We start from the raw sequence: 25,116 nt of genomic DNA, 5'->3' as shown, positions 1-25,116 counted from the left end.
CATGAATGCCGTGGATGAGGTGCGCCAGGTGTTGGGCGGCTTGGACCCCGCCCGTGCCGCCCCGCCATGTGATGACAGCCGTCGCGGGCGGGTTCTGGCGCTTGTCCTTTCCGACGATCGCAGCGCAGACACCGCCAGGCGAGCAGTGCCGCGACGTCGGCTCGTGCTGGCCGCGGTCGGTGCGGTGGTCGTGGCGGCGGCCGGTGGTGGGGTAGCGGTATCGCTGTACCGCCAGCCGGAGCCGGCCTATGCGGCGACCCCGGTGATGCTCACCTACGGGCCGCCGATGACAGCGGAGCCGGCTGGTACCCGGCTTCGGTGGCTGGCCGCCGTGGCGGCGCAGCAGCCGAAGCCACCGCGTCCAGCCGGGACGGTGGAGCACCTGGAGTCGACGAATTGGTTTCTGAACTCCTCCATCTCCGGCGGCAGGACCGTATCCGCTGTGGTGCCACAGCAGTGGCGGTCCTGGCGGACCGATGACGACGCTGGTCGAATGGTCAAGAAGGATCTGCCGCCAATCTTCCGTTCAGAAGCTGACCGCGGGCAGTGGACGAAGTGGGGTGGTCGTGTCGAGTCGTCGGAGGAAGTGCAGGACTACGCCGCCGGCGAGTTCTACAGCGGCTTCCGCGGTGCGGTGTCGACGGACGTCGCCGCACTGCGCGGCTGGCTGAGGGCAGACACGTCCGCACCTCAGGCGCCGGTGCAGTACCTGGAGGACATCGCTCAATTGGCCGGGGTACGGCTGCTGAACCCGGCCCAGCGCGCGGCGGTGCTCACGTTTCTTGCCGACCTCCCGGGCATCACTGTCACCGGCACCGTCACCGACCGCGCCGGACGCACCGGCGAAGCCTTCTCCATCGCCACTGACGCTCACGGGCTGCCCGCCCAACACACCGTGATCGTCGATTCCCGCTCCGGCGCGCTGTTGGGATATGAGGAGGTGCTGACGACCACGGCGGGGAAGCTGAACGTGACTCTCCCTGCGGTAATCACGTATCGCTCGTACCTGATAGCCGAGTACACCGCCGCACCACGTTGACACCACCCCTTGACCAAGCAGCCGACGCCGCTACACCGCAGCTAAGGAGTCTTGGAAGGTCCGGTCATCGTCACCATCCTCAGTCTTGCCGAACACGCCGTCAGTCATGGCAGCCACCTCGTCAGAGAGGGCATCGATGGCGTACGACGTCGCTCAGCTTCTGCTGCCGCTCCGTGCCACGGGCGGAGACGTACTACCATGATCGGCGTGGTGGCGCCCAAAATTTTGGCTGAGGTGCGGTTGGGGCCGCAGCATCGGCCTACCGGGTTCACCCGTCACTACTACGGCTACGCCGACGGACACCGTGTCGAGGTGCCGCGCCCAGTGATCTTGCGCATCGCGCAGTACGACGGCGATGAACCACGGGCCTACCTGTTCTACTGCGACGACAGCGGCGAGGAGATGACCGACACCTTGCACGACTCCGTTGCTGAGGCCATGGAGCAGGCCACGGCGGAGTTCGGTGTCCAGCGATACGACTGGGACCTCGGGCAATAGGAATAGGCCGGGCGCTTCCCACTGCCGCATCGTCGTCGACAGCAACGGCGACAGAACCGGCCCGGACGAAGGCAGCCACCGACAGTCGAGCGCGCACGGTCGACCGAGGCCGCAGACCTGAACGGACACCGCCGGACGAGGTGCCCAGAACTCATAAGCGAGGGGGCAGGAGCCCGAGGGGCCCCAAGATCATGCCGTTTCCAGGCTGTCAGAGGTGACGCTTCCTCGGCTGGCTTCGGTGAGCATCCTGCGGCCGGGTGACGAGAAGTTCCACTACAGCGACGGTTCCCACAAATGGATCGCACCGAACCCCGACTACGATCAGGAGGTCTGGTACGACTGGAAACTCCCAGGTCGGGGAGCTGCGGGCGCGGTGGGCCGGTTTGAGGCTATGTGCCAGCAGGCGTCGCGTGCATCGGTCAGCTGTTCGGGGGTGATGCCCTCAAGGGTTCTGGAGAGTTGGCCGGCTCGTTGGCGCATCGCTTGGAGGCGCTGGGCCGGGTCGCGCAGCGGCTGGGGGCGACCACCAGCCAGGTGGCGACCGCCTGGGTCGCCGCGCAGGGCGGACAGATCGTGCCGCTCGTCGGCGCGCGGCGACGCGACCGGCTGACCGAGTCGCTGGCCGCGGCCGATCTGGTGCTGGACCGGGAGGCACTCGACGAGATCGAGCGGGCCGTGCCGGCCGGTGCCGCCTCCGGCGAGCGGTACGCGGCGCCGATGATGGGCATGCTCGACAGCGAGAAGTAACGGGAAGGTCAGGGAGTCCCCGCCAGACGCGGTTGCGGGTCGTTCGGCTTGGCCTTGGCGAATCCGAGGCTTCAGCGCTGGCCGACCCACACCATTACGCCGTTGTGCTCGAAGACTGGCTTCGTTTCGGGGTCGACCGCGAAGTAGGTGAGCGTGAGATCGGCAGGATCGATGACGCGCTGCCGTTCACGAGCCTTGTACAACCGCAGTCTCATCACGCCTCTAGTCTGCGGGCCCTTCGCCAGAGACGAGCCGGGTCTCGTGCCACGCCCTTCCGGCGGCTGCTTCAGCCTCATCGCGCTGCTGTGGCTGAGCTTGAGAGCGGTCGGTCGGTTCAGGCTCTGCCTCGTATCGGCATGAGCAGGTCGATCCGGTCGTGACGGCGGTAGTGCTCGATGTTGGGGCGGGCGTCGTCTGGGTCTCCGGAGCGCCGCAGCTGTTCGAAGGTCGGGGTCAGCAGGGCGTAGGCGGCAGGTTGGGGACCACGCACGGTCGCGGTCAGGTATTGACCTCCTGGCACGACGCCTGATTGCAGGCCGAGTCGGTCACTGTCGTCGCCAGCTCGGATCTGGACGCAGCAGCGGTAGATGCCGGAGTTGTCGAACACGCCGAGGAATGTGCGCCCGCGCAGCGACCCGAGCAGGGTCTCCAAGTGGTCCCAGGCTGGCCCGATCTCGTCTGATCCGTCTTTGACAGCCACGAACATGACCGGCGTCGCGATTCGCTCGACTCGCCTGAGCGGTAGTTCCATCTGCGGCCTTCCTCCGGCGTGTGGTCCGTGTTGCGTAGAAGCTACTCACCGCCTCTGACATCGCGGGTCCCGTGAGTCAGGTTCCTGTGGGCCGCCTCAAAATCTTGATACCTTCCGCAGTCGGATCCCGAGATCTACCGTTCGGTGAATGTCGCCATCGACATGCTCGCCGAGATCGGGCCAGGTCTGAAACGCCCGCTGGTCGACACGGTGCAGGGTTCGAGAGGCCCGATCTACGCTCCGGCCGTCAGTCCGAGGTCCGGATCTGCTCCAGGCGCGTCAGAGGTTCCCGGAGGTACTCCATGAGCTCCCGCAGCGCGTCCTTCTCCGCCGTGGTGATCACGACGTCCTCCTCCGACAGGGCACCGACGAGCGTCGTGATCGCGTGGTCCCAGGCGCCGGCGCCTCTGGCCATCAGGACCATCGACCGGTACTTCGGGCTGATCTTGGGTGCGACCTGGTCGATGATCCGAGGGCTGAGCCATACGTAATCGTTGACTTCCATGGGTCTTCCGTGGGTTCGGTGGCTAGGCCGGTGGGTTGGTCTTCGTGGTGCCGGACGGGAAGAGCTTCTTGCCGGCCAGGGTGGACGAAGGCTTGTGGTTGCCATTGCCCAGGCCGTCGCCGTCCCAGGGGTTGGTCTTCTTGGGCGCCTCGGGCTCGGATGTGTCGGCGCCCTTCGGGCGGCCCTCCTCGGCGCGCTTGATGCCGTGCTGCTGGGCTGGTCCCACGCGTCCCGGCGAGCGGTCAGACAGGCGTGGAACTCACGCCGGAACGCCGCCAGCCGGCCGACCCCACCGTTCGTCCCGGCATCGTGCACTCTGATCACCAGACAGCCCTTGGTTTGCGACTTCTTCCCTGGACAAGAGGAATGATCGAAGAAGGGCTGTCTCCATGATCAGTTGGGGTCGATGCCACCGCCCCGCAGGTTAAAGATCAAGCTAGGCTCTCCACGTGCAGGCGCGCCAGGAGTGCCGCCGCCTCGACCGGATCCCTGGTCTGCAAGAGGCACTCGCTGTCCGGGGTGCGACGGCTGAAAACGGCGTACCAGCCGTCGGACCCGACCGCCACGGTCGGCCGCCGCCCCTCCGCCGGAATGTCCAATATGTGTGGGCCAGGCCCCGGCACCAGTGTGTTCAGGGGTGTCCGAGGGTACGCCGACCGCAGCACCGGTTCGGCGTACGCGGCTTGAAGCAGAGGCCAGAAGGCGGAGGAAAGCCAGCTTCGCGCTTCGTCGTGTGGTGGCGCATGTTCGTCGAGCAGCATCTGCCACACGGTTTCGGGCGGTAGCTCCTGGGCGGCATCTTCAACCGGCTCCGTCACGAGGGAGTAATGCCCAGTGTCGGACAAACTTACGCTCGGTCCGAAGCGCGCTCGATGAATGCAGCAAGGAGACAGCGAAGGTTCTGCTGCACCAGCAGGTGACAGGTGTAGTCACGCGGCCTGACTGGCCGGTGGGTGCATGATGGTCTCGAGTTCAACAGGGGCCAATCGGTAAGCAGCGGCTGACCGGTCGCCAACTGACGGAGGAACCGCCGGCCGGTGCGGGCTCATGCCGGCCGGGGCTTCGCGTGCGGCGGCCCGGTCCGTTGACGGCCGGCGAGCAGCGGAACGAGTGCGAGCAGTTGAACGCCGGCGACGACGAAGACGATCTGCCGTGCCGTGAGGTGGGCGGCGAGTAGCCCGGTGGCGGCGGCGCCCAGTGCGTAACCGCCGGTTTTGATACTGGCGCCGGTGGCGACGATCTGGGCGTAGCGGTGGGCAGGTGTGCACTGTTGCCGGATCGCCATGGTGGCCGCGAGGACGGGACCACTCGCGAGTCCGGCGAGTGCGGCGAAGGGCAACGCGAACCACAGGGTGGGTGCGGCAGCGATGGCGGCCACGCCCGAGCCGTGGCAGACCAGCGCCCCGATCAATGCCGTGCGGGGTTGGACGCGGATGAGCAGGCGCGCGGACGCCAACGAGCCGATCAGGGCGCCGAAGCTGATCGCGGTGAGTATCCAGCCACCGTGCTCGGCCGGGTGGCCGAGTTGGAGTGCGAGCAGGGGCAGCGTCACCGGCAGCAGCCCTTGCACGGTGTGGCTGAGAGTTGTCGTCATTGTCGTCGCGCGCAGCAGTGGTTCTCGCATGACGAGCCGGACACCGTCGCGCAGGGCGGCCGGCAGAGATTCCCTGCCGTCGCCTTCGGCGGCTGCCGTGCTGGGGTTCGGCATCGGTGCGCTGAGGATGAGTGCCACGCCGATGGCGGCGATGGCGGCGACGCTGGCGAGCGCTGCCCCAGCGCCAGCGGTGCTGGCGATGGCGGAAGCCAACGCCGGTCCGCCGAGACCGGCGATGTTGTAGCTTGCGGCGTCCGCTGCGTTGCCGCGCGGCAGTCGGGCCGGTGGGAGGACCTGCGGCAGGATGCTGCTGTAGCCGCCTGTCAACACGGGTGCGGTAAGTCCGGCGAGGAGACCCAGCGCGATGAGCAGGATGTTCGGCGACCGACCTGCCAGGACCAGCACCCCGGTGAGCGTCGCGGCAAGGATGAGCTGATTGGCGATGAACAGGGGCCGCTTTGTCCGCAGTCTGTCGAGCAGCGCGCCGAGGACCGGACCGGTGAGCAGAGTCGGCAGTGCGAAGGCGGCAACCACCAGCCCTGCGAGTCGAACGTCATCGGTGCGGGCGATCACGACAAGTGTCACAGCGATTCCCGCCGCCGAGTCAGCGAGGCGGGACAGGGTGGCTGCGGCCAGCAGGCGTGTGGCCGCGCCACCCAGACGACCGTCGGCGACAACGTCGGTAACGGTTTGCATGGTTGGTACCGTAACAAGGTGAGCGCAGAGACGCGATTCGAATCCACTCGCTGGGCTCGCCTGGCGGTTGCGTTGGTGAACACCGCTCCTGGTGAGCGGCACGGTGACTTCCTCACGACGCCGACGCAGCTCCGGGACCTGCTGGTGGCCTTCGGCGAACCCGAGCCGGTCACGGTCCGCGACGCGGACCTGGTCGACGCCCGGGCTGCCCGATCCGATCTGGCCCGGGTCTTCGCCGTCGCCGGTGACGAGCAACAGATCGTGGAGCGGCTGAACGAGCTGCTCGCCCGCACCGCACGCCCGCGGCTCGTCGGCCACAACGAGCTGCCGCTGCACCTGCGCGTCGACGCACCCGGATCAACATGGGGTGGATGGTTGGTTGCCTCCGGAGCGATGGGGCTGAGCATCATGGTCGCCGAACACGGAGTTGACGTGCTGGCGGAATGCGCGGCCTCCCGGTGCGCGCACGCGGTTCTGCGCTACGGCCCCGGACCGGCCCGCCGTTACTGCGATGCCTCCTGCGCGAACCGCTCGCGCGTGGCCGCCCACCGCGCCGCCCGCGCCACCTCGACAGCAGGCGACGGCGGGCAGAAGGATGGTCCGCGAAGCGCGCCTTCTGCCCCTACTGCGGGTCCCGGTGTAACGTGACCTGACCAGGCCGGTCAGCCCGCACTACGAGTCGTCTCGGCCCTGCCAGGTCGTCACACACGCCTCGTTGCCCTCGATATCCGCGAGCACCCAGAACGCGGGAGCACCAGACGCGGACACGAGTAGGCCGCCTGCCGTCAGCGCCGCTTCGATCCGCCGTGGCGCCTCGTCGTGCGGAACACAGATGTCGAGGTGGATGCGGTTGCGGTCCGGGCGAGGGTGATCCATCTGCTGGAACCACAGCGCCGGACCCTGCCCGACCGGGTCGACGATCGGATCCTCGGGACCGTCGGCTCCCGCCTCGTCCGTGTAGCCGAGCACGGCCTTCCAGAACGGCCGGACCGCTGCGATGTCGAGCGCGTCGAGAGCGATCTCCACGAGCTGGACCGACCGCGGCGCTGCCGTACCAATCTCAGGCTCTGTCCGTAGTCCGACGTCCCGCACGGCGTCGGAAAGCCGATGAGCGAGGTCGATATCGCAAGCGGTAACCGCCGCCTGATCCAACGACTGCAGGGTCAAGACCATCCGGTCTGACCGGATATCAGCGCGTAGGTGGCCATCGGCGTCGCTGCCGCACGCCGCCACCACGCGCGCCGCCACCTCGGCGGCCTGAGCCAATGAGCCGACCGGGACCGACGTGCGCAACGCGCCGAGCAGATATCGCCATCCCTTGTCGCCGACCGCGTCCGAGGCCGCCTGCCGACTCAGTGGCTGTTCCATGCCGGCATCCTCACATGCGCCACCGACGAGTTCGCCGCCGCGGTGCTGGTGACTGCCTGACGTGGATCCTCGCACCAGGACTCCAGCCAGTCGGGATCCACGCGTCAACTCCGGGATTGCGCCACATCAGGGCCCTGACAGCTCGGCAATCGCGTTGGCTGCGGCGTGTCGTACGGCAACTCGTGGTGATCGAACGCCTCGGCGACGGCGTGCAGCGCGGACTCCTGGACGACCGGGTCCGGGTCGTTGACCGCCAAGGCGACAAGCGCGGTCACGGCGGTTTCGGCGTCGGCGGCGTCAAGTGCGCTGGTGCGCAGAAGGTCGCCGAAGGTTTCGGCAGTCGCGCTGCCGTGCGTCGTGGTGGGTGAGTCCCGCGTCAGCGTCCCCGGCGATCGGCATCGACAAGCACCACCTCCAGCCGGCGTGGGCCGTGCACACCCTCGACCCGGTTCAACTCGATGTCGCTGGTCGCCGACGGGCCCGAGATCCAGGTCTGGGGCGCGCGCAGGTCGAGCCGGGTAAGCGCCTCCGGCAGCAGGCCCACCACCTGATCGGCGCGGACGACGCAGATGTGCCGGTCGGGCACCAGGGTGAGCGCTCGCCGTCCCTGCGTCGGGCCGGCGTCGAGGATGATCGTGCCGGTGTCGGCTACCGCCACGGCGCAGCCGGTGAGGACCGCGTCGATGGTGTCAAGCTCGGCCGGTGTCAGCGGGGGAGCGTCGCGGTGCACCCGCCCGGCGTGGCCGACCAACCAGTCGGCGGGGACGTCGGTGGGCACGGCGAGCCGGCCGACCTCGGCCAGCAGACTGGCCAGGGCGGCAAACCCACTGTGGACTGTCGCCCGGTAGTCCACCAACCGGTCGACGAGGACCTCGACCAGGTCGTGGCGGTCGTCGGCCCGCCGGTATCGGCGGGGCACCGGCAGCGGCGGTGGGTTGTCGGCCAGGGCCGTGCGCAGCCGCGCCAGGATCTCGTCACGCGCGCTCACTGCTGCTCCCACCACTCGCGGAAGGTCTGCGGCGCGGGCAGCGGCAGGTCCCGCGACCGGGTCCACGCCGACGCGGGCCAGGGCAGCCGGCGCAGCGTCCGGGCGCCGGTGCGCTTTTCGCGGTACGCGCCGAGCGGTCCCGCGCCGGTGCGGGCCAGCCGCAGGGCGGCGGCCCAGCGTCGGGGGCTGCGCATCACCCAGGACAGGACGCGCATGGCTGTCCGTTCCGCCACCGGGTGCGGGGCCTGCTGGCGGAGGTGGACCAGGATCTCCGGAATGTTGATCTTTACCGGGCAGGCGTCGTAGCAGGCGCCGCAGAGCGTCGACGCGTACGGCAGGGAGGCGTTGTCGGCCACGCCGGTCAGCTGCGGCGACAGGATCGCCCCGATCGGCCCCGGATACACCGAGCCGTACGCGTGCCCGCCGGCCCGCTCGTACACCGGGCAGACGTTGAGGCACGCGGAGCAGCGGATGCAGGACAGCGCCGGCCGCCCCACCGGGTCGGCGAGCACCGCGGACCGGCCATTGTCGACGAGCACCACGTGCACGTCCTGCGGGCCGTCCCCGGGGGTGACGCCAGTCCACATCGAGGTGTACGGGTTCATCCGCTCGCCGGTCGAGGAGCGCGGCAGCAGTTGCAGGAAGACCTCCAGGTCGGTGAAGGTCGGCAGCAGCTTCTCGACGCCCACCACGCTGATCAGCGTCTCCGGCAGCGTGAGGCACATCCGCCCGTTGCCCTCGGACTCCACCACCACCAGCGTGCCGGTGTCGGCGATGGCGAAGTTGGCACCGGACACGGCGACCCGGGCCGAGAGGAAACGCCGGCGCAGGTGCGCGCGGGCCGCCTCGGCCAGGGCGGCCGGCTCGTCGCTGAGGTCGGCCGGCGCGTCCGGCATGCGCCGCTTGAAGATCTCCTGGATCTGGGTCCGGTTGTAGTGGATCGCCGGCACCAGGATGTGCGAGGGGCTGTCGTCGCCGAGCTGCACGATCAGCTCGGCCAGGTCGGTCTCGTACGCGGCGATCCCGGCCGCCGCCAGGGCCTCGTTGAGCTCGATCTCCTGGGTGGCCATCGACTTGACCTTGACCACCTCGTCGGCCCCGGTGGCCCGGGTCAACTCGACGACGATCCGGCAGGCCTCGGCCGCGTCCCGGGCCCAGTGCACTGTGGCGCCGGCAGCGGTGGCGGATGCCTCGAACTGCTCCAGCAGCTCCGGCAACCGGCGTTGGACGTCCGCCTTGATCGCGGAGCCGGCGTCGCGCAGGGCCTCCCAGTCGGGCACCTCGTCGACCACCCGGGCGCGTTTGCCGCGGATGGTGCGGGTGGCCCGGTGCAGGTTGGCCCGCAGTTGCTGGTCGGCGACTGCCGGCTTCGCCATGGTGGGGAAGGGCAGTGGCGTGCGGATCCGTCCGCCTCCGGTGGCCGGTGCGACCTGGCTGTTCACGAGGGGGCCCCGGTCGCGGCGAGGATCTCGGCGTAGTGCAGGGCCCGTACGCCCGAGCGGTGGCGGTCGAGGCCACCTCCGATGTGGGCCAGGCAGGAGTTGTCGGCGGCGGCGAGCACGCGAGCGCCGCTCTCGCGGACCCGGGCGCACTTGTCGGTGAGCATCGCTGTGGAGACGTCCGGGTTCTTCAGAGCGAACGTGCCGCCGAAGCCGCAGCACTCCTCGGCGTCGCCCAGCTCGACCAGGTCGATCCCGCGCACCTGGCGCAGCAGTGTCAGCGGCCGGTCGCCCAACCGCAGCAACCGCAGGCCGTGGCAGGTGGGGTGGTAGGTCACCGGCTCCGGAAACTCGGCGCCCACGTCGGTGACGCCGAGGACGTCGATGAGCAGCTCGGACAGCTCGTAGGTGCGGGCGGCCACCGACGTGGCGGGTGGGTGCATCCGGGGGTACTGGTCGCGGATCATCGCGGTGCACGACCCGGACGGCACGACGACGGCGTCGTACCCGTCGAAGACGTCGACGTAGTTGCGCACCATCGGCATCGCCTCGGCCCGGTAGCCGGTGTTGGCGTGCATCTGCCCGCAACAGGTCTGGCCGGTCGGGAAGTCGACGGTGTGGCCGAGCCGGCGCAGGATGCGGGTGACAGCGATGCCGGTGGCCGGGTACGCGATGTCGTTGACGCAGGTGATGAAGAGGGCTATCCGCACGGCGGCTCCTCGGACGGGTCGGGGCGGGTCACACCGGGTCGTGCGGTGCGCCGGGGGCGGGAAGCTGGTCGAAGGCGGGCAGGTGGCGCTCCCGGGCGGCGGTCAGGTGCGCCCGCATCGCCTCGGCGGCGGCGTCGGAGTCGCCCTCGGCGATGGCGGCGGCGATGCGTTGGTGCTCGGTGTTGGTGTCCGGAGCGCCGGTGACCGGGAAGTACAGCCGGTGCAGGTGCAGGTGCGGGTGCAACCGGGTGATGCTGTCCCGCAGCAGTGGGCTGCCGGCGACCTCGGCGATCAGGTCGTGGAAGGTGGCGTCCAGCGCGGTGAAGGCGGCGTGCCGGCGATATCCGTCGCCGGCCTCCACGTCGATCGTCGTCGCCGCCTCGGCGCTGATCCGTTGCCGCTGCTCGGCGGAGGCGTGTGCGGCGGCCCGGCCGGCGGTGGCGCCCTCCAACAGCAGGCGAACCTCGAAGAGGTCGTCGAACTCGGCGCGGGTCAGCAGGGGTGTGGTGGAGTAGCCGGACAGCGGGCGTTTGCGGACCAGGCCGTCGGCCTCCAACCGGGCGAGCGCCTCGCGCACCGGGGTGGGGGAGACGTCCAGCTCCCGGGCGAGAGCGTCGATGTTCACCCGCTCGCCGGGAGTCAGGATGTGGTCCATGACCAGGGTCTTTATCGACTCGTACACGTCCTCGGCGAGGGTGAGCCGACGGGCGGGACGGAGTCGGCCCTCGCGAGCTTCCTGCTGGGCCATCTCGTCTCCTCAACAACCCCTTGACTGTGTTCGTGTGAGCGAGTACACACTAGCAAAGCAACATCCTATAGGAAATAGGCTCGCCCGCCGCCGTCTCACCCCACCACCCGCGAGGAGACGAACATGTCGCGCACGATGTTGTCCCGGATCGGCTCCGGCCTCACCGTTCTGGCTCTCGCCAGCACCACTGTGGCCTGCACGAAGAAGAGCGACACCACCGACACCGAAGCCGGGGGTCGGGAGCCAGGGCAGGTCAAGGTCGCGCTCGTCCCCGGCGGCTCACACCCGTACTTCCAGCCCTGGAAGGACGCCGGGGCCACCGCCAAGTCGGAGCTCGCGCTCGGCGACGTTACCTTCAACGAGACGGCCGGCTGGGACCAGACCAAGCAGAACGACGTGCTCAAGTCCCTGGCCGCGCAGGGCTACAACGCCTTCGGGGTCTTCGGCGTCTCGCCGGACAACATCAACTCGACCTTCGAGGACCTCAAGCGGCAGGGCTTCCCGGTCGCCTCGCTGGCCTCCTGCCCCGCCGGGGCCAACAAGGCCGACTTCTGCCTCTCCACCGACGTCGAGGTCGCCGCGTACAAGGGCGCCAAGGCCGCCATCGACGCGATGGGCGGCCAGGGCAACCTGGTGCACCTGACCGGCAACAAGGTGGACTCCAACACCCAGCGCCGGATCAAGGGCGTGGAGAAGGCGGTCGGCGAGACCGGCGGCAAGGTGGTGCTCGTGCAGAGCGTCACCGACATCGACAAGGACCTGCAGAGCGCCCAGAAGGCGGTTGCCGACCTGCTCGCCGCCAAGGGTCGACAGATCCAGGCCATCGTGAACACCGCCTACAACCCGGCGGTCGCCTCCGCCGAGGGGGTCCGCCAGTCGAAGCTCCCCATCAAGGTCGTCGCCATCGACGACGACCCGATCGTCATCGACGGGATCCGTGGCGGGTCGGTCGCCGCCACCGTCCTGCAGAACCCGGTCGGTCAGGCCCGCGTCGGCTCGTACGCGCTGATGAAGCTCAGCGGCGGCTGCACCATCTCCGAGCCCGGGGTGACCATCGACTCCGGCTCGTTCGTGGTGACCAAGGACAACCTGGACGGCTACGAGAGCGACCGCACCGCGACCACCGAGGAGCTGAAGAAGAAGTTCGACGGCAACCTCCTCACGTGCAACTGATGTCGACGATCACCACAGCCGAGGCGTACCTCGTCGACATACCCGTCGAGACCGTCCGCACCGACGCGGTGCAGGCTTTCCTCAAGCAGGAGACGGTCTTCGTCGAGCTGCGCACCGCCGACGGCGGGCACGGCACCGGTTACTCGTACACGATCGGGACCGGCGGCACCGCGGTGCTCGCGCTGCTGCGCGACTACCTGTTGCCACACCTGGTCGGCCGGGACGCGACCCGGGTGGAGGCGATCTGGCGTGACCTGCACGCCGCCACCCGGGCCACCGCCGTCGGCGCCATCACCTCGTTGGCGCTGGCAGCCGTCGACACCGCGCTGTGGGATCTGCGCGCCCGCGCCGCCGGCCTGCCCCTGTGGGTGCTGGCCGGCGGCGCCAAGGAGCGGATCCCGCTGTACGACACGGAGGGTGGCTGGCTGCACCTCACCGAGGACGAGCTGGTCGCCGGCGCGAAGGCGTCCCAGGCGGCCGGCTGGCCCGGCGTCAAGCTCAAGGTCGGCAAGCCCGACCCGGCCGAGGACGCCGCCCGCATCGGCGCGGTCCGGGCGGCCCTCGGCGACGGCTTCGACGTGATGGTCGACGCCAACCAGTCACTGACCGCCGCCGAAGCGATCAGCCGAGCCCGGCTGCTCGAACCGCACCGGCTCGCCTGGTTCGAGGAGCCGTTGCCGGCCGACGACGTCGCCGGGCACGAGCTGCTCGCCCGCGCGACAAGCATCCCGGTCGCGGTGGGCGAGTCGATGTACTCGATCGGCCAGTTCGCCGAGTACCTGCGTCGCCAGGCCGCCGGCATCGTCCAGGTCGACGTCGCACGGATCGGTGGCATCACCCCGTGGCTCAAGGTCGCGCACCTGGCCGAGGCCTGCAACGTGGTGGTCTGCCCGCACTTCCTGATGGAGCTGCACGTGAGCCTCTGCGCGGCGGTCCCGAACAGCCGCTATGTCGAGCACATCCCGCAACTGCGCGCGATCACCCGGACCGAGATCGCGATCGTCGACGGCCACGCGCTCGCCCCCGGCGAGCCGGGCCTCGGCATCGACTGGGACCGCGACGCGATCGAGGACAGGAGGGTGGCGTGAAGACGCAAACCGCGCCGGAGGCCCCGTCGGCCCCTCCGGCCGCCGAACCCAGGCCGCCGACCCGGGCCCTGCCGGTCTGGGCGAACCCCCGGCTCGGTCTGGTCATCGTCATCGCCGTGCTTGTCGTCCTCTTCTCGTCGCTCACCCCCGCGTTCCTCAACCCCAAGCTCACCCTGGCGCCGCTGCAGGCCGACATCAGCGTGTACGCGGTGGTCGGCCTCGCCCAGCTCGCGGTGCTGTCGCTCGGGCACATGAACATGGCGGTCGGTCGGATGGCCGCGCTGTCCACCTTCGCGATGGGCCTGGCGTACGACCGGCTCGGCGTACCCCTGCTGGTCGGGCTGCTCGTGGGCCTCGTCGTCGGTGCGGGCATCGGCGCGCTCGCCGGCCTGCTGATCGCCAAGACCGGTGTCAACTCGTTCGTGGTGACCCTCGCGCTCGACTTCGGGCTGCTGGGTCTGGTCACCATCCTCTACACCTGGGCGACCGGCGGGGTGTCGTTCGCTGTGCAGCCGAGCGGGCTGTCCGCCCTGCGCTTCGACACCTTCGCCGACTACTGCATGGGCGAGGTCTGCGGCCCTCGGATCCCCCTTGTCGTGCCGATCGCGGTGGTGGCGGCGCTCGGCGTCGGGTTGCTGTTCCGGCGCGCCCGGCTGGGCCGGGAGATCCTGATGACCGGCTCCAACACCGTCGCCGCCGAGTTGTCGGGCATTCCCACGCACCGTCGGGTCGTCGCCGCCCACGCGTTGAGCGGGCTGCTCGCCGCGCTGGCCGGCTTCCTGCTCGCCGCCAACAACGGTGCGTTCTCCGCGAACATCGGGGAGTCGTTCCTGCTGCCGTCGTTCCTGGCACCGGTGCTCGGTGGCACGCTGCTCGCCGGTGGCGCGGTGAGCGTCCTCGGCACCGCGCTCGGCGCGACCCTCACCCAGGTCATCTACAAGGGCCTCAACCTGCTCCAGTTCTCCCTGGAGGAGCTGAAGCTCTACATCGGACTGGTCCTGCTCGCGGCGCTGTCGCTGGACCGGCTCCGAGCGGTGATCGCCGAGCGAAGGGCGGTGTCGAGCTCATGAGGAGCCTGGTCCGGACCAACGAGTTCACCCTCGCGGTGATCGCCGCCGTCGGGTTCGCCGCGCTCGCGGTAGCCACCGACTTCAACCTGCTCACCGCCGGCACCCTGGACGCGTTCCTGCGCTTCCTCGCCCTGCCGATCGTGATCGGCCTGGCCCAGCTGGTGGTGCTCGCCGTCGGCCAGATGAACCTCTCGGTGGGCGTACTCACCGGGTTCTGCGCGATGGCCTCCGGCTGGCTGATGATCGACGCGGGCCTGCCCGCCCCGGTCGCGGTGCTCGCCGCGTTGGCCCTCGGTGCGGCCGTCGGGCTGGTCAACGGCCTGTTGGTGATCTTCACCCGGATCAACGGGTTCATCGTCACCCTCGCCACCATGACGATCCTGGAGGGCCTGCGGTACGGGGTGAACGGCACCGGCACCTACCAGGGCTACTCGCCCGGGCTGCGGGAGTTCGGGCAGGCATCGGTGGCCGGGGTGCCAGTGGTGTTCCTGCTGGCAGTCGTCGTCGCCGTCGCGGTCGCGCTCTTCTTCCGGCGTACCGTGCCCGGGCGGCACCTGCTCGCCTCCGGCGGCAACCCGTTCGCGGCCCGGCTGTCGGGCATCTCCAACGACCGCGCGCTGGTGCTGGCCCACACCCTGTCCGGGCTGCTGGCCGGGTTCGCCGCGGTGATCGTGGTGGCCGCCTTCGGCTCGGTGAACGCCTCCATCGGCGACGACCTGCTGCTGCCCAGCTTCGCCGCGCCGATCATCGGCGGGGTGGCCCTGGCCGGCGGGATGATCAGTGTGACCGGCACGGTCCTGGCGGCCTTCCTGGTCCGCCTGGTCGACGTCAGCCAGTCGCAGTTCGACATCAACAGGCGGTGGGTGGACCTCATCATCGGCGCTGTCGTCCTCGGCGCGGTGCTGCTCGGACAGTTCCGCGACAAGCTCTCCGGAGGTCGGCGATGAGCGTCGTGTTGTCCGCCGAGAACCTGGTCAAGACGTTCCCCGGGGTGCGTGCCCTGGATGAGGCGACGCTGGCGGTGACCGCCGGCAGCGTGCACGCGCTGCTCGGCGAGAACGGTGCCGGCAAGAGCACCCTGATCAAGATCCTGACCGGGGTGTACCGGCCGGACGGCGGGCGACTGCGGCTGCCCGGGCCGGACGGGGACCTGCGTACGGTGCAGCTCGGCAATCCGCAGGACGCGCAGCGGGCCGGCATCGGCGTGGTGCACCAGGAGCGGAACCTGATCCCCGCGTTCAGCGTCGCGGAGAACATCTGCCTGCAACACCTGCCCCGCCGCGCCGGTCTGCTCGACCGGGAGGCGCTGCGCGTCGAGGCACGTAGGTGCCTGGACCTGCTGGACCTGGACCTGGACCCCGACCTGCCGGTGTCCCGGCTGTCGGTGGCCCAGATGCAGTTGGTGGAGATCGCCAAGGCGTTGTCGGCCGACTCGACGGTGCTGCTGCTCGACGAGCCGACCGCGTCGCTGACCAACGACGAGGCCGACCGCCTCTACGGGATCGTGCGTCGGCTGTCCGAGCGGGGTCACGCGACGGTGCTGGTCAGCCACAAACTGGAGGAGGTCTTCGCCGTCGCCGACACGGTGACGGTGCTGCGCGACGGGCGCAGCGTCGCCGAGGCCGAGCCCCTCGCCGACCACACCCGCGAGCAGATCGTCGACCTGATGGTCGGCCGGGCGTACCAGCAGGTGCACCTTCCCGACCGCACAGTCGACGCGGACGCCGAACCGGCGCTGGCGCTCGACCACGTCGCCACCACCGCCGGCCACCACGACGTCACACTCGCCGTCCGCCCCGGTGAGATCCTCGGCCTGTACGGGCTTGTCGGCGCGGGCCGCAGCGAGCTGGCCAAGGCGCTGCTCGGCCTCGATCGGATCACCGCCGGCGAGGTGCGGGTGCACGGACGGCCGGCGCGGATCCGGGACGTGGGCGACGCCCTGCACCGGCACCGGATCGGCTACGTCACCGAGAACCGCAAGGAGGAGGGCCTCTTCCTCGACCAGACCGTCGCCCGCAACACGGCCGTCACGGTGTGGCGCCGACTGGCCCGGCTCGGGCTGGTCCGGGACCGGGGTGAGCGGGCGCTTGTCGACGAGTACGCCGACCGGCTCGGCATCCGACTCGCCTCGCCCGGTCAGCTCGCCGGTCAGCTCTCCGGCGGCAACCAGCAGAAGGTCAGCCTGGCCAAGTGGTTGGCTGCCGAATGCGACGTGCTCATCATCGACGAACCCACAGTCGGCATCGACGTCCGCACCAAGGCGGCCTTCCACGAGTTGATCGCCGGCCTCGCCGCGCGGGGCATGGCCATCCTGCTGATCTCGTCGGACCTGCCGGAGATGGTCACCCTCGCCGACCGGATCGCTGTGATGCGGGAGTTCGCCATTGTCGGGGAACTGGACAACGATCACGACTACGACCGGATGAGCCAGTCGGTGATCAGGTTCATCCACGACGGACAGGGGGTGGTCGCGTGAGGGCCACCGAACGGGTGACGGTGGGGCGTACCGACGTGGTGGTGACCCGGCTCGGGCTCGGCCTCGCCCCGATCGGTGGGATGTTCGACGCCGTCGGTGACGACGTCGCCCACGCGACGGTCGCGGCGGCCTGGGACCTCGGGCTGCGCTCTTTCGACACCGCCCCGCTCTACGGCTGCGGGCTCTCCGAACGGCGGGCAGGGGCGGTCCTCGCCGAGAAGCCACGCGACGCGTTCACCCTCTCCACCAAGGTCGGTCGGTTGCTCGTCCCCGGTGGTGACGACGGGCAGGAGTTCTGGGCCGAGCCGACCGACCTGACCCCACGGTTCGACTTCTCCGCCGCCGGGGTGCGCCGCTCGCTCACCGAGAGCCTGGCCCGGTTGGGGCTGGACCGGATCGACATCGCGCACCTCCACGACCCGGACGACCACCTCGCCGAGGCGATCACCGAGGCGTACCCGGTGCTCGCGCGGCTGCGGGAGGCCGGCGAGATCGGCGCGGTCGGCGCGGGGATGAACCAGGCCCCGGCGCTCGTCGAGCTGGCCCGGGCCGGGGACTTCGACTGCTTCATGCTCGCCGGCCGGTACACGCTGCTGGACCAGTCCGGCCTCGACGAGCTGCTGCCGCTGTGCCAGGAGAGGGGCATCTCGGTCCTCGCCGCCGGTGTCTACAACTCGGGGCTGCTGGCCGACCCGAGGCCGGGCGCACCCTACGACTACGCCCCGGCCGACCAGGCGTTGCTCGACCGGGCCACCGCGATCCGGTCGGTGTGCGAGCGGCACGGCGTGCCGCTGCGGGCGGCGGCGATCCAGTTCCCGTTCGGCCACCCGGCGGTCGCCAGCGTGGTGGTCGGTGCCCGGAACCCGGAGCAGGTCGCCGACAACGTGGCGATGGTCGAGTGGGAGGTGCCCGGCGCGTTGTGGGCGGACCTGAAGGCCGAGGGTCTGCTGCCGAGGGAGGTGCCCACGCCGTGATCATCGACGCGCACCACCACCTGTGGACCGCCGACTACCAGTGGCTCACCGAGCCGGGCCTGGAGTCGATCCGCCGCGACTACACAGTCGCCGACCTCGTACCCCGGCTGGACGAGTCGAACGTGACGGCGACCGTGCTGGTCGAGGCGGGCCGTTGCGACGCCGAGGAGACCGCCGGGTTCCTGGCCCACGCCACCCCGGGCACCACATTCGTCCTCGACCACCTGGGCAAACCGCGGATCGAGGCGGACGACCTCGCCGGGTGGCGTGCCGCCGTGCGCGACCTGGCGGCCTGCGACAACGTCGTCGCGAAACTGTCCGGACTGCTCACCGAGGCCGGCGCCGGGTGGCGGGTGGCCGACATCAGGCCGTACGTCGACACCGCGCTGGACCTGTTCGGCCCACAACGGCTGATGGCCGGCTCCGACTGGCCCGTCTGCGAGCTCGTCGCCACGTACGACGAGGCGTGGACGGCGCTGCACGCCTGCCTGGGTGAGCTGTCGCCGGACGAGCGGACCGCCGTACTGGCGGACACCGCGATTCGTACCTATGCACTGGAGGTTGGTTCGTGAAGTTCATGCGCGTCGGGCCCGTGGGGCGGGAACGCCCCGTGCTGTTCACCGACGGAAGGCACGTCGACCTCTCGTCGCTCACCGCCGACATCGACGGGGACTTCCTCGCCGGGGACGGTGTCCAACGGGTCCGCGAGGCCACCGACCTGCCCGAGATCGACATCACCGGCCAGCGGGTCGGCGCGCCGATCGCCCGCCCCGGGGTGGTGCTCTGCGTCGGGCAGAACTACGCCGCGCACGCCGCCGAGTCGGGCGCCGAGCCACCGACCGCGCCGATCATCTTCTACAAGGCGCCCAACACCGTCGTCGGCCCGTACGACGACGTGCTGATCCCGCGCGGCTCCACGAAGACCGACTGGGAGGTGGAGTTGGCGGTGGTGATCGGCAGTCGGGCCCGCTACCTCGCCTCCCCGGCCGACGCCCTCGCGCACGTCGCCGGTTACACCCTCTCCAACGACGTCTCCGAGCGCGACTTCCAACTCGCCGTCTCCGGCGGCCAGTGGTCGAAGGGCAAGTCCTGCGAGACGTTCCAACCGCTCGGTCCGTGGCTGGTCACCCCCGACGAGATCGACGACCCGCAGGCGTTGCGGCTGCGCTCCTGGGTCAACGGCGAGCCCCGACAGGACAGCAGCACCAAGGACATGGTCTTCGATGTGGCGTACCTGGTCTGGCACCTGTCCCAGTACACGGTGCTGGACCCGGGCGACGTCATCAACACCGGCACGCCACAGGGGGTGGCGCTCTCCGGCCGGTTCCCGTACCTGGCCGCGGGCGACGTGATGGAGGTCGAGATCGACGGCCTCGGCCGGCAGCGCAGCACCCTCGGCAGCGCCTGATGGCGGTGATCACCTCCGTCGACACGTACGACATCCGGTTCCCGACCTCCCGTGACCTCGACGGATCCGACGCGATGAACCCCGACCCGGACTACTCGGCCGCGTACCTCGTGCTGCGCACCGACGACGGCCCGGACGGGCACGGGTTCACCTTCACCATCGGGCGGGGCAACGACGTCTGCCGGGCGGCGATCGAGGCGCTGGTGCCGTACGTGGTCGGCATCGACCCGGACACCGTCGACCTCGGCGCGTTCGCGCGCTCGCTCACCCAGGACTCCCAGCTGCGCTGGCTCGGCCCGGAGAAGGGTGTGATGCACCTGGCCGCCGCAGCGGTGATCAATGCGATGTGGGACCTGGTCGCCAAGCGGGCCGGCAAACCGGTCTGGCGCTACCTCGCCGACCTGACCCCCGAGCAGATCGTCGACCTGGTCGACTGGCGCTACCTCACCGACGCCCTCGCCCCCGACGAGGCGTTGGAGATCCTGCGCGCCGCCCAGCCGGGTCGGGCCGAACGGGCCGCCGTGCTCGCCGAGCGGGGCTACCCCGCGTACACCACGTCGCCCGGCTGGCTCGGCTACCCGGACGACAAGGTGATCCGGCTGGCCAAGCAGGCGGTGGCCGACGGGTTCACCCAGATCAAGCTGAAGGTGGGCGCGGACGCCGCCGACGACGTACGCCGCCTGAGGATCGCCCGCTCGGCGGTCGGCCCGGACATCCGGATCGCCGTCGACGCCAACCAACGCTGGGACGTCGCCGAGGCGGTCGCCCGGATGCGGGAACTCGCGCCGTACGACCCGTGGTGGATCGAGGAGCCGACCAGCCCCGACGACGTGCTCGCGCACGCGGCGATCCGTTCCGCACTGTCGACGAGCGCGCCGGACGGCGGGCCGATCCGGGTCGCCACCGGCGAACACGTGGCGAACCGGGTGGTGTTCAAGCAGTTGTTGCAGGCCGGAGCCGTGGACGTCGTGCAGATCGACGCGTGTCGGGTGGGCGGCGTGAACGAGAACGTCGCGATCCTCCTGCTGGCCGCGAAGTACGGCGTACCGGTGTGCCCGCACGCCGGGGGAGTGGGCCTCTGCGAGCTGGTGCAGCACCTGTCGATGTTCGACTTCGTGGCTGTGTCCGGCTCGACCCGTGACCGGGTCGTCGAGTACGTCGACCACCTGCACGAGCACTTCGTCGACCCGGTGGTGATCAAGAACGGGCACTACGTCGTGCCCACCGCCCCCGGCTTCTCCGCCACGATGCGCCCGGAGAGCCTCGCCACGTACGCGTACCCCGACGGACCGGCCTGGGTCTGACGGGCTCGACCGCACGGCCGTCCTGACGGCGGTGCGTCACCTACTCGGAATGGGAGAGAAGCATGCGGTGTGACGGCCTCGTAGCAGTGGTGACCGGCGGTGCCTCGGGAATCGGAGCCGCCTGCGTGCGGGCGTTCCTGGACGCCGGCGCCCGGGTGGGCGTGCTGGACCTGGACGTCTCGGGCCTGCCCGAGGACCCCCGCGTCCACGGTGTCCGGGCCGACGTGGCCGACCGGTCGTCGCTGGCCGCTGCCGTCGCCTCGGTCGCCGAGGCGTTCGGCGGCGTCGACATCCTGGTGAACAACGCCGCTGTCTCAGCGGTCGGCACCGTGGAGGAGGACGACGACGAGCAGTGGAGCAGGGTGCTCGACGTCAACGTCTCCGGCGTCGCCCGCACCAGCGCCGTCGCCCTGCCGTACCTGCGCCGGTCGTCGTCCGCCGCGATCGTCAACATCTCCTCGATCGCGGCGACGGTCGGACTGCCCCGCCGCGCCCTGTACTCGGCGTCGAAGGGCGCCGTGCACGCCCTCACCCTCGCCATGGCCGCCGACCTGGTGACCGAGGGGGTCCGGGTCAACTGTGTCGCCCCGGGCACCGTCGACACCCCGTGGGTGGCCCGGCTGCTCGCCGGGGCGGCCGACCCGACGGCGGAGAAGCGGCAGCTCGCCGCCCGCCAGCCGACCGGGCGCCTGGTGACCGCCGACGAGGTGGCCGCCGCCGTCGTCTACCTCGCGTCGCCCGCGACCGGGTCGGTGACCGGCACCTCGCTGGCGGTGGACGGCGGTATGTCCGGCCTGCGGCTACCCGCGCCCGCCAAGGGCAAATCGGGCGCGTGACATGATTGCGCGATGGGGAAACAGCAGGACGTCGGCGCAGCCGACCAACACGGCGACACCGGCACCACCGCCCACCGTCCGATCGGTGGCGACGCTGACGCTCGGCTGGCGCTCGCTCAGGACCCCAGCACGCCACAGATGACACTGATCGACCTGGCCTCCGACCCGTCGGCAGTGGTCCGCAAGACCGTCGCCGGTCGGCCCGACGCACCCGCGCAGGCCCTGCGGCCGCTGACCAGGGACCAGGATCGTCAGGTCCGGGAGGCGGTGGCGAGAAACCCCGCCACCTCGATCGCCAACCTGATGCGCCTGGTCAAGGACGCCGACCGCTGGATCCGCTGGGCGGTCGCCAGCAACCCGTCCTGCGACGAGTCGATCCGCCGGGCCATGTCCGAGGCATCGGACAAGGAGCTGCGCGGCCTGCTCGCCGAGCGGCGGGACCTGGAGCCGGAGTTGGCCGCCAAGCTGACCGGGGACGTCTCACCCGAGGTACGGGAACGACTCGCCACCCACACCCACCACCCCGACGTGATCACCACCCTGCTGGCCGATCGCACCGCCCGCGTACGCAAGGGGGTCGCCCGCAACCCGCGGACCACCGCCGCACAGCGCAGCGCACTCGCCGCGGACCCGGTGGTCGACGTCCGCGCCGCGCTGGTCCGTTCGCTTGAGCTGGACGAGGCGGACCTGGACCGCCTTGTCGACGACCGCTCGGTGCAGGTCCGACTGGCGATGGCGACCTCCGAGGTCGTCCCGCAGCACATTCGGCAGAAGCTCACGAGCGACCCCGACGAGATGGTGGCCGCTGCCGCCCGGGACTTCCGGCCGGGCTCCGGCACCGCCTCAGCGGTGCGGGCCCCCCGCATCGGTCACCGGCCCTCCGCCACCGGCCCGGGCCGCCGGGGCAACACCGGCCGCTAGGGCCGAGGCTGCCCCTCACCGCCGCTTGTCATGATCAAGTGATGGAAAGTAGGTCAGGAAGAGTCCTGCGACCTACTTTTCATCACCTGATCATCGTCCACATGTCCCGACGCGTCCGGTTTCCGCCCGAGCGTTGGAATTCCTCCGCGTGACCGGGGCCGAGCTGGGCCCGGGCCGGTGAGCATCGGCGAGCCCTTGCGCGCCGGGTGCTGGGCAGCGTCCCGACCGCCACCCTGGACGTGCTGGACGCGTTGCGCGGCGACGGGCATCCGCTGGCCCTCATCAGTAACGCCACCTCGGACACTGCCGAAGCATGGTCGCAGGGCCCGCTCGCCCAACGGTTCGACGTCACGGTCTTCTCCTGCGAAGTCGGGCTGGCCAAGCCCGACCCGGCGATCTATCGCCTTGCCGCCGAGCGCCTGGGTGTCAGTCCGGCGGAGTGCGTCTTCGTCGGGGACGGCGCGGACGCTGAGCTGGCCGGCGCGGCGGCGGTCGCTATGACCGTCTACCGGACCACGGAGCACAACGACACCGACCCGCGTTGGGGCGGACCGGCTTTCGCCACCCTGGGCGACCTGCCCGCCCTACTCCAAGCACCCTTCACGGTCAGGGAGCCGTCCGGCGCGCACACGTCGGCATGAACCCTCGGCCACCAGCGACCTGAACCCGGACCCCCGGCCGCTGGCCACGAGGTCGGCGCAGGTCATCGCTCCCGTTCCAGCTCGGCCAGGAGGGCGCCGACCCGGGCCCGGATGTCGTCGCGGACCTGCCGGACGACGTCGATGGGTTGTCCGGCCGGGTCGGTGAGTTGCCAGTCCTCGTAGCGCTTGCCCGGAAAGACGGGGCAGGTGTCGCCGCAGCCCATGGTGACGATGACGTCGCTGGCTTCCGCGGCGTCCCAGGTGAGACGGACCGGAGTCTGGTCGGTGATGTCGACGCCGACCTCGCGCATGGCCGCGACGGCGATGGGGTTGAGGTGGTCGGCGGGTTCGCTGCCGGCGGAGCGGACCTCGACTGTGTCACCGGCGAGGTGGCGTAGCCAGCCGGCGGCCATCTGCGAGCGGCCGGCGTTGTGGACGCAGACGAACAGGACGGAGGGCTTGTCACGCATCGCGGGTGGTCTCCTGCGGTAGTCGGGGCATGAGCACGGCGTCGGCAGCGCGCCCGGCACCGGGATACCAGGCGGCCAGCGCGGCGACGGCGAGCAGCCCGCCGACGAGCTGGGCGATCACGAAGCCGGGCACCGAGGTGGGGGCGATGCCGGCGAAGGTGTCGCTGACGGTCCGGCCGATGGTGACGGCGGGGTTGGCGAACGAGGTGGACGAGGTGAACCAGTACGCCGCGCCGATGTAGGCGCCCACGGCAGCGGGTGCGACCGAGGTGCGTCCGGTGCGGGCGAGGGCGAAGACCAGTACGACGAGGCCGGCGGTGGCGACGACCTCGGCCAACCACAGGTTCGCGCCCGTGTGGTCGGTCTCCGACCAGGCGACGGCCGGCAGGTCGAACATGAGGTTCGCCAGGATGGCACCGCAGATCGCGCCGGTGGCCTGTGCGGCGGCGTAGGCGGCGAGGTCCGGGCCGGCCAAACCCGTTCCGGTACGTCGGCCGAGCCACCAGTCGACGGCGGACACCACGGGGTTGAGGTGTGCGCCGGAGACCGGCCCGAGCATCAGGATCAGCGCGCCCAGGGCGAAGGCGGTGGCGATCGCGTTCTCCAGGAGCTGAAGCCCGACGTCGCCGGGCGACATCCGCGCTGCGGCGATGCCGGAGCCGACCACGGCGGTGACCAGCAGTGCCGTGCCGGCGAACTCGGCCGAGGCACGCCGGGCGAGGGTGAGCCTCACCCGTCGACAGCAGCGGTCGTGACGGGCAGGTCGAGGAGCGCGCCGAGCTGACGGAACGCCTCGGGCCTGACCCGGTACCAGACCCAGGTGCCGCGACGCTCGGAGTCGACCAGGCCGGCTTCCCGCAGCACCTTGAGATGGTGGGAGATGGTCGGCCCGGACAGGTCGAACGCCGGGGTCAGGTCGCACACGCACATCTCCGGCACCGAGGCGATCATCGACATCAGCCGCAGCCGGACCGGGTCGCCCAGGGCCTTGAACATCGGCGCGACCACCGCCGCCTGCTCGGCCTCAAGGGGGCGGACCGCCAACGGGGGGCAGCAGGCGACCGCTTGGAGGTCCACTACCAGCATTGTCTGCTTCGACATTTCTCTACCTTGACAGACGTCAAAACAGGGTGCAACAGTGGGGTTGATTCGAAGTTCATCTAGACAGCAGTGCGGTGTCCACCAGCAGGAGGCATTCCATGTCCCGTGTCCAACTCGCCCTTCGCGTCTCCGACCTCGAAGGATCGATCGTCTTCTACTCGAACCTGTTCGGCGTCGAGCCGGCCAAGCGCCGCCCGGGCTACGCCAACTTCGCAGTGGAGAACCCGCCCCTGAAGCTCGTACTCATCGAAGGTGAGGCCGACCAGCCCACGGTCATGGACCACCTGGGGGTGGAGGTGCCCTCCACCGCCGACGTCAACGCGGCCACCAGGCGTCTCACCGATTCCGGGCTCATCACGCTCGAGGAGAACGACACCGAATGCTGCTACGCCCTCCAGGACAAGGTGTGGGTGCACGGCCCCGGCAACGAGCCCTGGGAGGTCTACACCGTCAAGGCCGATGCCGACACCCTCGCCAAGGCGGGTGCCGAGGAGTGCCGCTGTGGCGAGTCGGCCGGCGGTGAAGCCGCCCCGCGCTGCTGCTGAGCGGCGCAGGTAGGACTTCTTCGCGT

The 25,116-nt window shown here is 70.3% G+C and carries 32 protein-coding genes; 18 read left to right on the top strand and 14 right to left on the bottom strand.

What is annotated here, in order from left to right; translation table 11 throughout:
• Position 1 precedes the first annotated feature (1 nt).
• From AB0B85_RS00525 to AB0B85_RS00515, 3 genes are all read left to right on the top strand, one after another.
• Entirely contained in the window at positions 2-1,039 is a 1,038-nt protein-coding gene (locus AB0B85_RS00525) for a CU044_5270 family protein (protein ID WP_357401959.1), read from the top strand.
• A 198-nt stretch (positions 1,040-1,237) separates the two neighbouring features.
• Entirely contained in the window at positions 1,238-1,537 is a 300-nt protein-coding gene (locus AB0B85_RS00520; protein WP_357401957.1) for a hypothetical protein, read from the top strand.
• A gap of 393 nt (positions 1,538-1,930) precedes the next feature.
• Entirely contained in the window at positions 1,931-2,284 is a 354-nt protein-coding gene (locus AB0B85_RS00515) for an aldo/keto reductase (RefSeq protein WP_357401955.1), read from the top strand.
• A 71-nt stretch (positions 2,285-2,355) separates the two neighbouring features.
• On the opposite strand, the gene AB0B85_RS00510 is transcribed toward AB0B85_RS00515, so the two are convergent.
• From AB0B85_RS00510 to AB0B85_RS00485, 6 genes are all read right to left on the bottom strand, one after another.
• A complete protein-coding gene (locus AB0B85_RS00510; RefSeq protein WP_357401953.1) occupies positions 2,356-2,502 on the bottom strand; it encodes a hypothetical protein in 147 nt (48 codons plus the stop codon).
• Between the two features lie 116 nt (positions 2,503-2,618).
• The gene (locus AB0B85_RS00505) at positions 2,619-2,936 is read right to left on the bottom strand and encodes a hypothetical protein (protein ID WP_357401951.1); all 318 of its coding nucleotides are present in this window, start codon (positions 2,934-2,936) and stop codon (positions 2,619-2,621) included.
• A 346-nt stretch (positions 2,937-3,282) separates the two neighbouring features.
• Positions 3,283-3,540: a hypothetical protein gene (locus AB0B85_RS00500; protein ID WP_357401949.1), complete on the bottom strand. Its 258-nt coding sequence runs from the start codon at positions 3,538-3,540 to the stop codon at positions 3,283-3,285.
• A gap of 22 nt (positions 3,541-3,562) precedes the next feature.
• Positions 3,563-3,766, bottom strand: coding sequence for a hypothetical protein (locus AB0B85_RS00495; RefSeq protein ID WP_357401947.1), 204 nt, complete (start codon positions 3,764-3,766; stop codon positions 3,563-3,565).
• 205 nt (positions 3,767-3,971) lie between these two features.
• On the bottom strand, positions 3,972-4,301 hold the full coding sequence (locus AB0B85_RS00490) for a DUF6193 family natural product biosynthesis protein (RefSeq protein WP_357401945.1): 330 nt from the start codon (positions 4,299-4,301) through the stop codon (positions 3,972-3,974).
• Positions 4,302-4,585: 284 nt separating this feature from the next.
• Positions 4,586-5,830 carry an MFS transporter gene (locus AB0B85_RS00485; RefSeq protein ID WP_357401943.1) on the bottom strand — a complete coding sequence of 415 codons (1,245 nt, stop codon included), beginning with the start codon at positions 5,828-5,830 and terminating at the stop codon, positions 4,586-4,588.
• Between the two features lie 75 nt (positions 5,831-5,905).
• Here AB0B85_RS00485 and AB0B85_RS00480 point away from each other — a divergent pair, with 75 nt between their 5' ends.
• Positions 5,906-6,478: an ABATE domain-containing protein gene (locus AB0B85_RS00480; protein ID WP_357401941.1), complete on the top strand. Its 573-nt coding sequence runs from the start codon at positions 5,906-5,908 to the stop codon at positions 6,476-6,478.
• 24 nt (positions 6,479-6,502) lie between these two features.
• Here the strand turns inward: AB0B85_RS00480 and AB0B85_RS00475 are convergent, their stop codons facing one another.
• On the bottom strand, positions 6,503-7,198 hold the full coding sequence (locus AB0B85_RS00475) for a VOC family protein (protein WP_357401939.1): 696 nt from the start codon (positions 7,196-7,198) through the stop codon (positions 6,503-6,505).
• A gap of 185 nt (positions 7,199-7,383) precedes the next feature.
• Here AB0B85_RS00475 and AB0B85_RS00470 point away from each other — a divergent pair, with 185 nt between their 5' ends.
• Positions 7,384-7,566, top strand: a complete 183-nt coding sequence (locus AB0B85_RS00470) for a hypothetical protein (protein ID WP_357401937.1) — start codon at positions 7,384-7,386, stop codon at positions 7,564-7,566.
• A gap of 8 nt (positions 7,567-7,574) precedes the next feature.
• On the opposite strand, the gene AB0B85_RS00465 is transcribed toward AB0B85_RS00470, so the two are convergent.
• The 4 genes from AB0B85_RS00465 to AB0B85_RS00450 all read right to left on the bottom strand — a co-directional run bounded on the left by AB0B85_RS00465 (position 7,575) and on the right by AB0B85_RS00450 (position 11,083).
• Positions 7,575-8,186, bottom strand: coding sequence for an LUD domain-containing protein (locus tag AB0B85_RS00465; RefSeq protein ID WP_357401935.1), 612 nt, complete (start codon positions 8,184-8,186; stop codon positions 7,575-7,577).
• Positions 8,183-9,562, bottom strand: coding sequence for a LutB/LldF family L-lactate oxidation iron-sulfur protein (locus tag AB0B85_RS00460; protein WP_357401933.1), 1,380 nt, complete (start codon positions 9,560-9,562; stop codon positions 8,183-8,185). Before AB0B85_RS00460 ends, AB0B85_RS00465 begins: the two co-directional genes overlap by 4 nt.
• A 62-nt stretch (positions 9,563-9,624) precedes the next feature.
• Complete coding sequence (locus tag AB0B85_RS00455; RefSeq protein WP_357401931.1) at positions 9,625-10,335, bottom strand: (Fe-S)-binding protein; 711 nt, start codon at positions 10,333-10,335, stop codon at positions 9,625-9,627.
• Positions 10,336-10,363: 28 nt separating this feature from the next.
• Complete coding sequence (locus AB0B85_RS00450) at positions 10,364-11,083, bottom strand: GntR family transcriptional regulator (RefSeq protein ID WP_357401929.1); 720 nt, start codon at positions 11,081-11,083, stop codon at positions 10,364-10,366.
• Between the two features lie 123 nt (positions 11,084-11,206).
• On the opposite strand from AB0B85_RS00450, the gene AB0B85_RS00445 reads away from it, so the two are divergent.
• From AB0B85_RS00445 to AB0B85_RS00390, 12 genes are all read left to right on the top strand, one after another.
• Positions 11,207-12,256, top strand: a complete 1,050-nt coding sequence (locus tag AB0B85_RS00445; RefSeq protein ID WP_357401927.1) for a sugar ABC transporter substrate-binding protein — start codon at positions 11,207-11,209, stop codon at positions 12,254-12,256.
• The gene (locus tag AB0B85_RS00440) at positions 12,256-13,344 is read left to right on the top strand and encodes a mandelate racemase/muconate lactonizing enzyme family protein (protein WP_357402395.1); all 1,089 of its coding nucleotides are present in this window, start codon (positions 12,256-12,258) and stop codon (positions 13,342-13,344) included. Before AB0B85_RS00445 ends, AB0B85_RS00440 begins: the two co-directional genes overlap by 1 nt.
• Positions 13,341-14,414 carry an ABC transporter permease gene (locus AB0B85_RS00435; RefSeq protein ID WP_357401925.1) on the top strand — a complete coding sequence of 358 codons (1,074 nt, stop codon included), beginning with the start codon at positions 13,341-13,343 and terminating at the stop codon, positions 14,412-14,414. The genes AB0B85_RS00440 and AB0B85_RS00435 overlap by 4 nt, the downstream gene beginning before the upstream one ends.
• On the top strand, positions 14,411-15,361 hold the full coding sequence (locus AB0B85_RS00430) for an ABC transporter permease (RefSeq protein ID WP_357401923.1): 951 nt from the start codon (positions 14,411-14,413) through the stop codon (positions 15,359-15,361). Before AB0B85_RS00435 ends, AB0B85_RS00430 begins: the two co-directional genes overlap by 4 nt.
• Positions 15,358-16,890 carry a sugar ABC transporter ATP-binding protein gene (locus AB0B85_RS00425; protein ID WP_357401921.1) on the top strand — a complete coding sequence of 511 codons (1,533 nt, stop codon included), beginning with the start codon at positions 15,358-15,360 and terminating at the stop codon, positions 16,888-16,890. Before AB0B85_RS00430 ends, AB0B85_RS00425 begins: the two co-directional genes overlap by 4 nt.
• Entirely contained in the window at positions 16,887-17,864 is a 978-nt protein-coding gene (locus tag AB0B85_RS00420; RefSeq protein WP_357401919.1) for an aldo/keto reductase, read from the top strand. The genes AB0B85_RS00425 and AB0B85_RS00420 overlap by 4 nt, the downstream gene beginning before the upstream one ends.
• Entirely contained in the window at positions 17,861-18,436 is a 576-nt protein-coding gene (locus AB0B85_RS00415) for an amidohydrolase family protein (protein WP_357401917.1), read from the top strand. Before AB0B85_RS00420 ends, AB0B85_RS00415 begins: the two co-directional genes overlap by 4 nt.
• Positions 18,433-19,272 carry a fumarylacetoacetate hydrolase family protein gene (locus tag AB0B85_RS00410; protein WP_357401915.1) on the top strand — a complete coding sequence of 280 codons (840 nt, stop codon included), beginning with the start codon at positions 18,433-18,435 and terminating at the stop codon, positions 19,270-19,272. The genes AB0B85_RS00415 and AB0B85_RS00410 overlap by 4 nt, the downstream gene beginning before the upstream one ends.
• On the top strand, positions 19,272-20,576 hold the full coding sequence (locus AB0B85_RS00405) for an L-fuconate dehydratase (RefSeq protein WP_357401913.1): 1,305 nt from the start codon (positions 19,272-19,274) through the stop codon (positions 20,574-20,576). Before AB0B85_RS00410 ends, AB0B85_RS00405 begins: the two co-directional genes overlap by 1 nt.
• Before the next feature lie 62 nt (positions 20,577-20,638).
• The gene (locus tag AB0B85_RS00400; protein WP_357401911.1) at positions 20,639-21,412 is read left to right on the top strand and encodes an SDR family oxidoreductase; all 774 of its coding nucleotides are present in this window, start codon (positions 20,639-20,641) and stop codon (positions 21,410-21,412) included.
• A 12-nt stretch (positions 21,413-21,424) separates the two neighbouring features.
• Complete coding sequence (locus AB0B85_RS00395) at positions 21,425-22,333, top strand: hypothetical protein (RefSeq protein ID WP_357401909.1); 909 nt, start codon at positions 21,425-21,427, stop codon at positions 22,331-22,333.
• Positions 22,334-22,539: 206 nt separating this feature from the next.
• The gene (locus tag AB0B85_RS00390; RefSeq protein WP_357401907.1) at positions 22,540-22,974 is read left to right on the top strand and encodes an HAD-IA family hydrolase; all 435 of its coding nucleotides are present in this window, start codon (positions 22,540-22,542) and stop codon (positions 22,972-22,974) included.
• 62 nt (positions 22,975-23,036) lie between these two features.
• On the opposite strand, the gene AB0B85_RS00385 is transcribed toward AB0B85_RS00390, so the two are convergent.
• From AB0B85_RS00385 to AB0B85_RS00375, 3 genes are read right to left on the bottom strand one after another with little or no spacing between them, the layout of a single operon-like run.
• Positions 23,037-23,444 carry an arsenate reductase ArsC gene (locus tag AB0B85_RS00385; RefSeq protein ID WP_357401905.1) on the bottom strand — a complete coding sequence of 136 codons (408 nt, stop codon included), beginning with the start codon at positions 23,442-23,444 and terminating at the stop codon, positions 23,037-23,039.
• On the bottom strand, positions 23,437-24,177 hold the full coding sequence (locus tag AB0B85_RS00380) for an aquaporin (RefSeq protein WP_357401903.1): 741 nt from the start codon (positions 24,175-24,177) through the stop codon (positions 23,437-23,439). The genes AB0B85_RS00385 and AB0B85_RS00380 overlap by 8 nt, the downstream gene beginning before the upstream one ends.
• Complete coding sequence (locus tag AB0B85_RS00375) at positions 24,174-24,545, bottom strand: metalloregulator ArsR/SmtB family transcription factor (protein WP_357401901.1); 372 nt, start codon at positions 24,543-24,545, stop codon at positions 24,174-24,176. Before AB0B85_RS00375 ends, AB0B85_RS00380 begins: the two co-directional genes overlap by 4 nt.
• 98 nt (positions 24,546-24,643) lie before the next feature.
• Here AB0B85_RS00375 and AB0B85_RS00370 point away from each other — a divergent pair, with 98 nt between their 5' ends.
• Positions 24,644-25,090 (top strand): ArsI/CadI family heavy metal resistance metalloenzyme, encoded by a 447-nt coding sequence (locus tag AB0B85_RS00370; protein WP_357401899.1) that lies wholly within the window; start codon positions 24,644-24,646, stop codon positions 25,088-25,090.
• Positions 25,091-25,116 lie beyond the last annotated feature (26 nt).

Origin of the sequence: Micromonospora sp. NPDC049044, from assembly GCF_040649215.1 — a bacterium.
In the GTDB taxonomy this organism is placed as follows: Bacteria; Actinomycetota; Actinomycetes; order Mycobacteriales; family Micromonosporaceae; genus Micromonospora.
This window is presented reverse-complemented; position numbering and strand designations above follow the sequence as displayed.

What these genes read in the sequence shown, in the direction of transcription:
- AB0B85_RS00440 (WP_357402395.1), top strand. Translation starts at nt 12,256, where the DNA reads ATGTCGACGATCACCACAGCCGAGGCGTACCTCGTCGACATACCCGTC.
- AB0B85_RS00460 (WP_357401933.1), bottom strand. Translation starts at nt 9,562, where the DNA reads ATGGCGAAGCCGGCAGTCGCCGACCAGCAACTGCGGGCCAACCTGCAC.
- AB0B85_RS00385 (WP_357401905.1), bottom strand. Translation starts at nt 23,444, where the DNA reads ATGCGTGACAAGCCCTCCGTCCTGTTCGTCTGCGTCCACAACGCCGGC.
- AB0B85_RS00445 (WP_357401927.1), top strand. Translation starts at nt 11,207, where the DNA reads ATGTCGCGCACGATGTTGTCCCGGATCGGCTCCGGCCTCACCGTTCTG.
- AB0B85_RS00485 (WP_357401943.1), bottom strand. Translation starts at nt 5,830, where the DNA reads ATGCAAACCGTTACCGACGTTGTCGCCGACGGTCGTCTGGGTGGCGCG.
- AB0B85_RS00395 (WP_357401909.1), top strand. Translation starts at nt 21,425, where the DNA reads ATGGGGAAACAGCAGGACGTCGGCGCAGCCGACCAACACGGCGACACC.
- AB0B85_RS00400 (WP_357401911.1), top strand. Translation starts at nt 20,639, where the DNA reads ATGCGGTGTGACGGCCTCGTAGCAGTGGTGACCGGCGGTGCCTCGGGA.
- AB0B85_RS00425 (WP_357401921.1), top strand. Translation starts at nt 15,358, where the DNA reads ATGAGCGTCGTGTTGTCCGCCGAGAACCTGGTCAAGACGTTCCCCGGG.
- AB0B85_RS00430 (WP_357401923.1), top strand. Translation starts at nt 14,411, where the DNA reads ATGAGGAGCCTGGTCCGGACCAACGAGTTCACCCTCGCGGTGATCGCC.
- AB0B85_RS00370 (WP_357401899.1), top strand. Translation starts at nt 24,644, where the DNA reads ATGTCCCGTGTCCAACTCGCCCTTCGCGTCTCCGACCTCGAAGGATCG.
- AB0B85_RS00475 (WP_357401939.1), bottom strand. Translation starts at nt 7,198, where the DNA reads ATGGAACAGCCACTGAGTCGGCAGGCGGCCTCGGACGCGGTCGGCGAC.
- AB0B85_RS00525 (WP_357401959.1), top strand. Translation starts at nt 2, where the DNA reads ATGAATGCCGTGGATGAGGTGCGCCAGGTGTTGGGCGGCTTGGACCCC.
- AB0B85_RS00375 (WP_357401901.1), bottom strand. Translation starts at nt 24,545, where the DNA reads ATGTCGAAGCAGACAATGCTGGTAGTGGACCTCCAAGCGGTCGCCTGC.
- AB0B85_RS00500 (WP_357401949.1), bottom strand. Translation starts at nt 3,540, where the DNA reads ATGGAAGTCAACGATTACGTATGGCTCAGCCCTCGGATCATCGACCAG.
- AB0B85_RS00405 (WP_357401913.1), top strand. Translation starts at nt 19,272, where the DNA reads ATGGCGGTGATCACCTCCGTCGACACGTACGACATCCGGTTCCCGACC.
- AB0B85_RS00520 (WP_357401957.1), top strand. Translation starts at nt 1,238, where the DNA reads ATGATCGGCGTGGTGGCGCCCAAAATTTTGGCTGAGGTGCGGTTGGGG.
- AB0B85_RS00490 (WP_357401945.1), bottom strand. Translation starts at nt 4,301, where the DNA reads ATGCTGCTCGACGAACATGCGCCACCACACGACGAAGCGCGAAGCTGG.
- AB0B85_RS00450 (WP_357401929.1), bottom strand. Translation starts at nt 11,083, where the DNA reads ATGGCCCAGCAGGAAGCTCGCGAGGGCCGACTCCGTCCCGCCCGTCGG.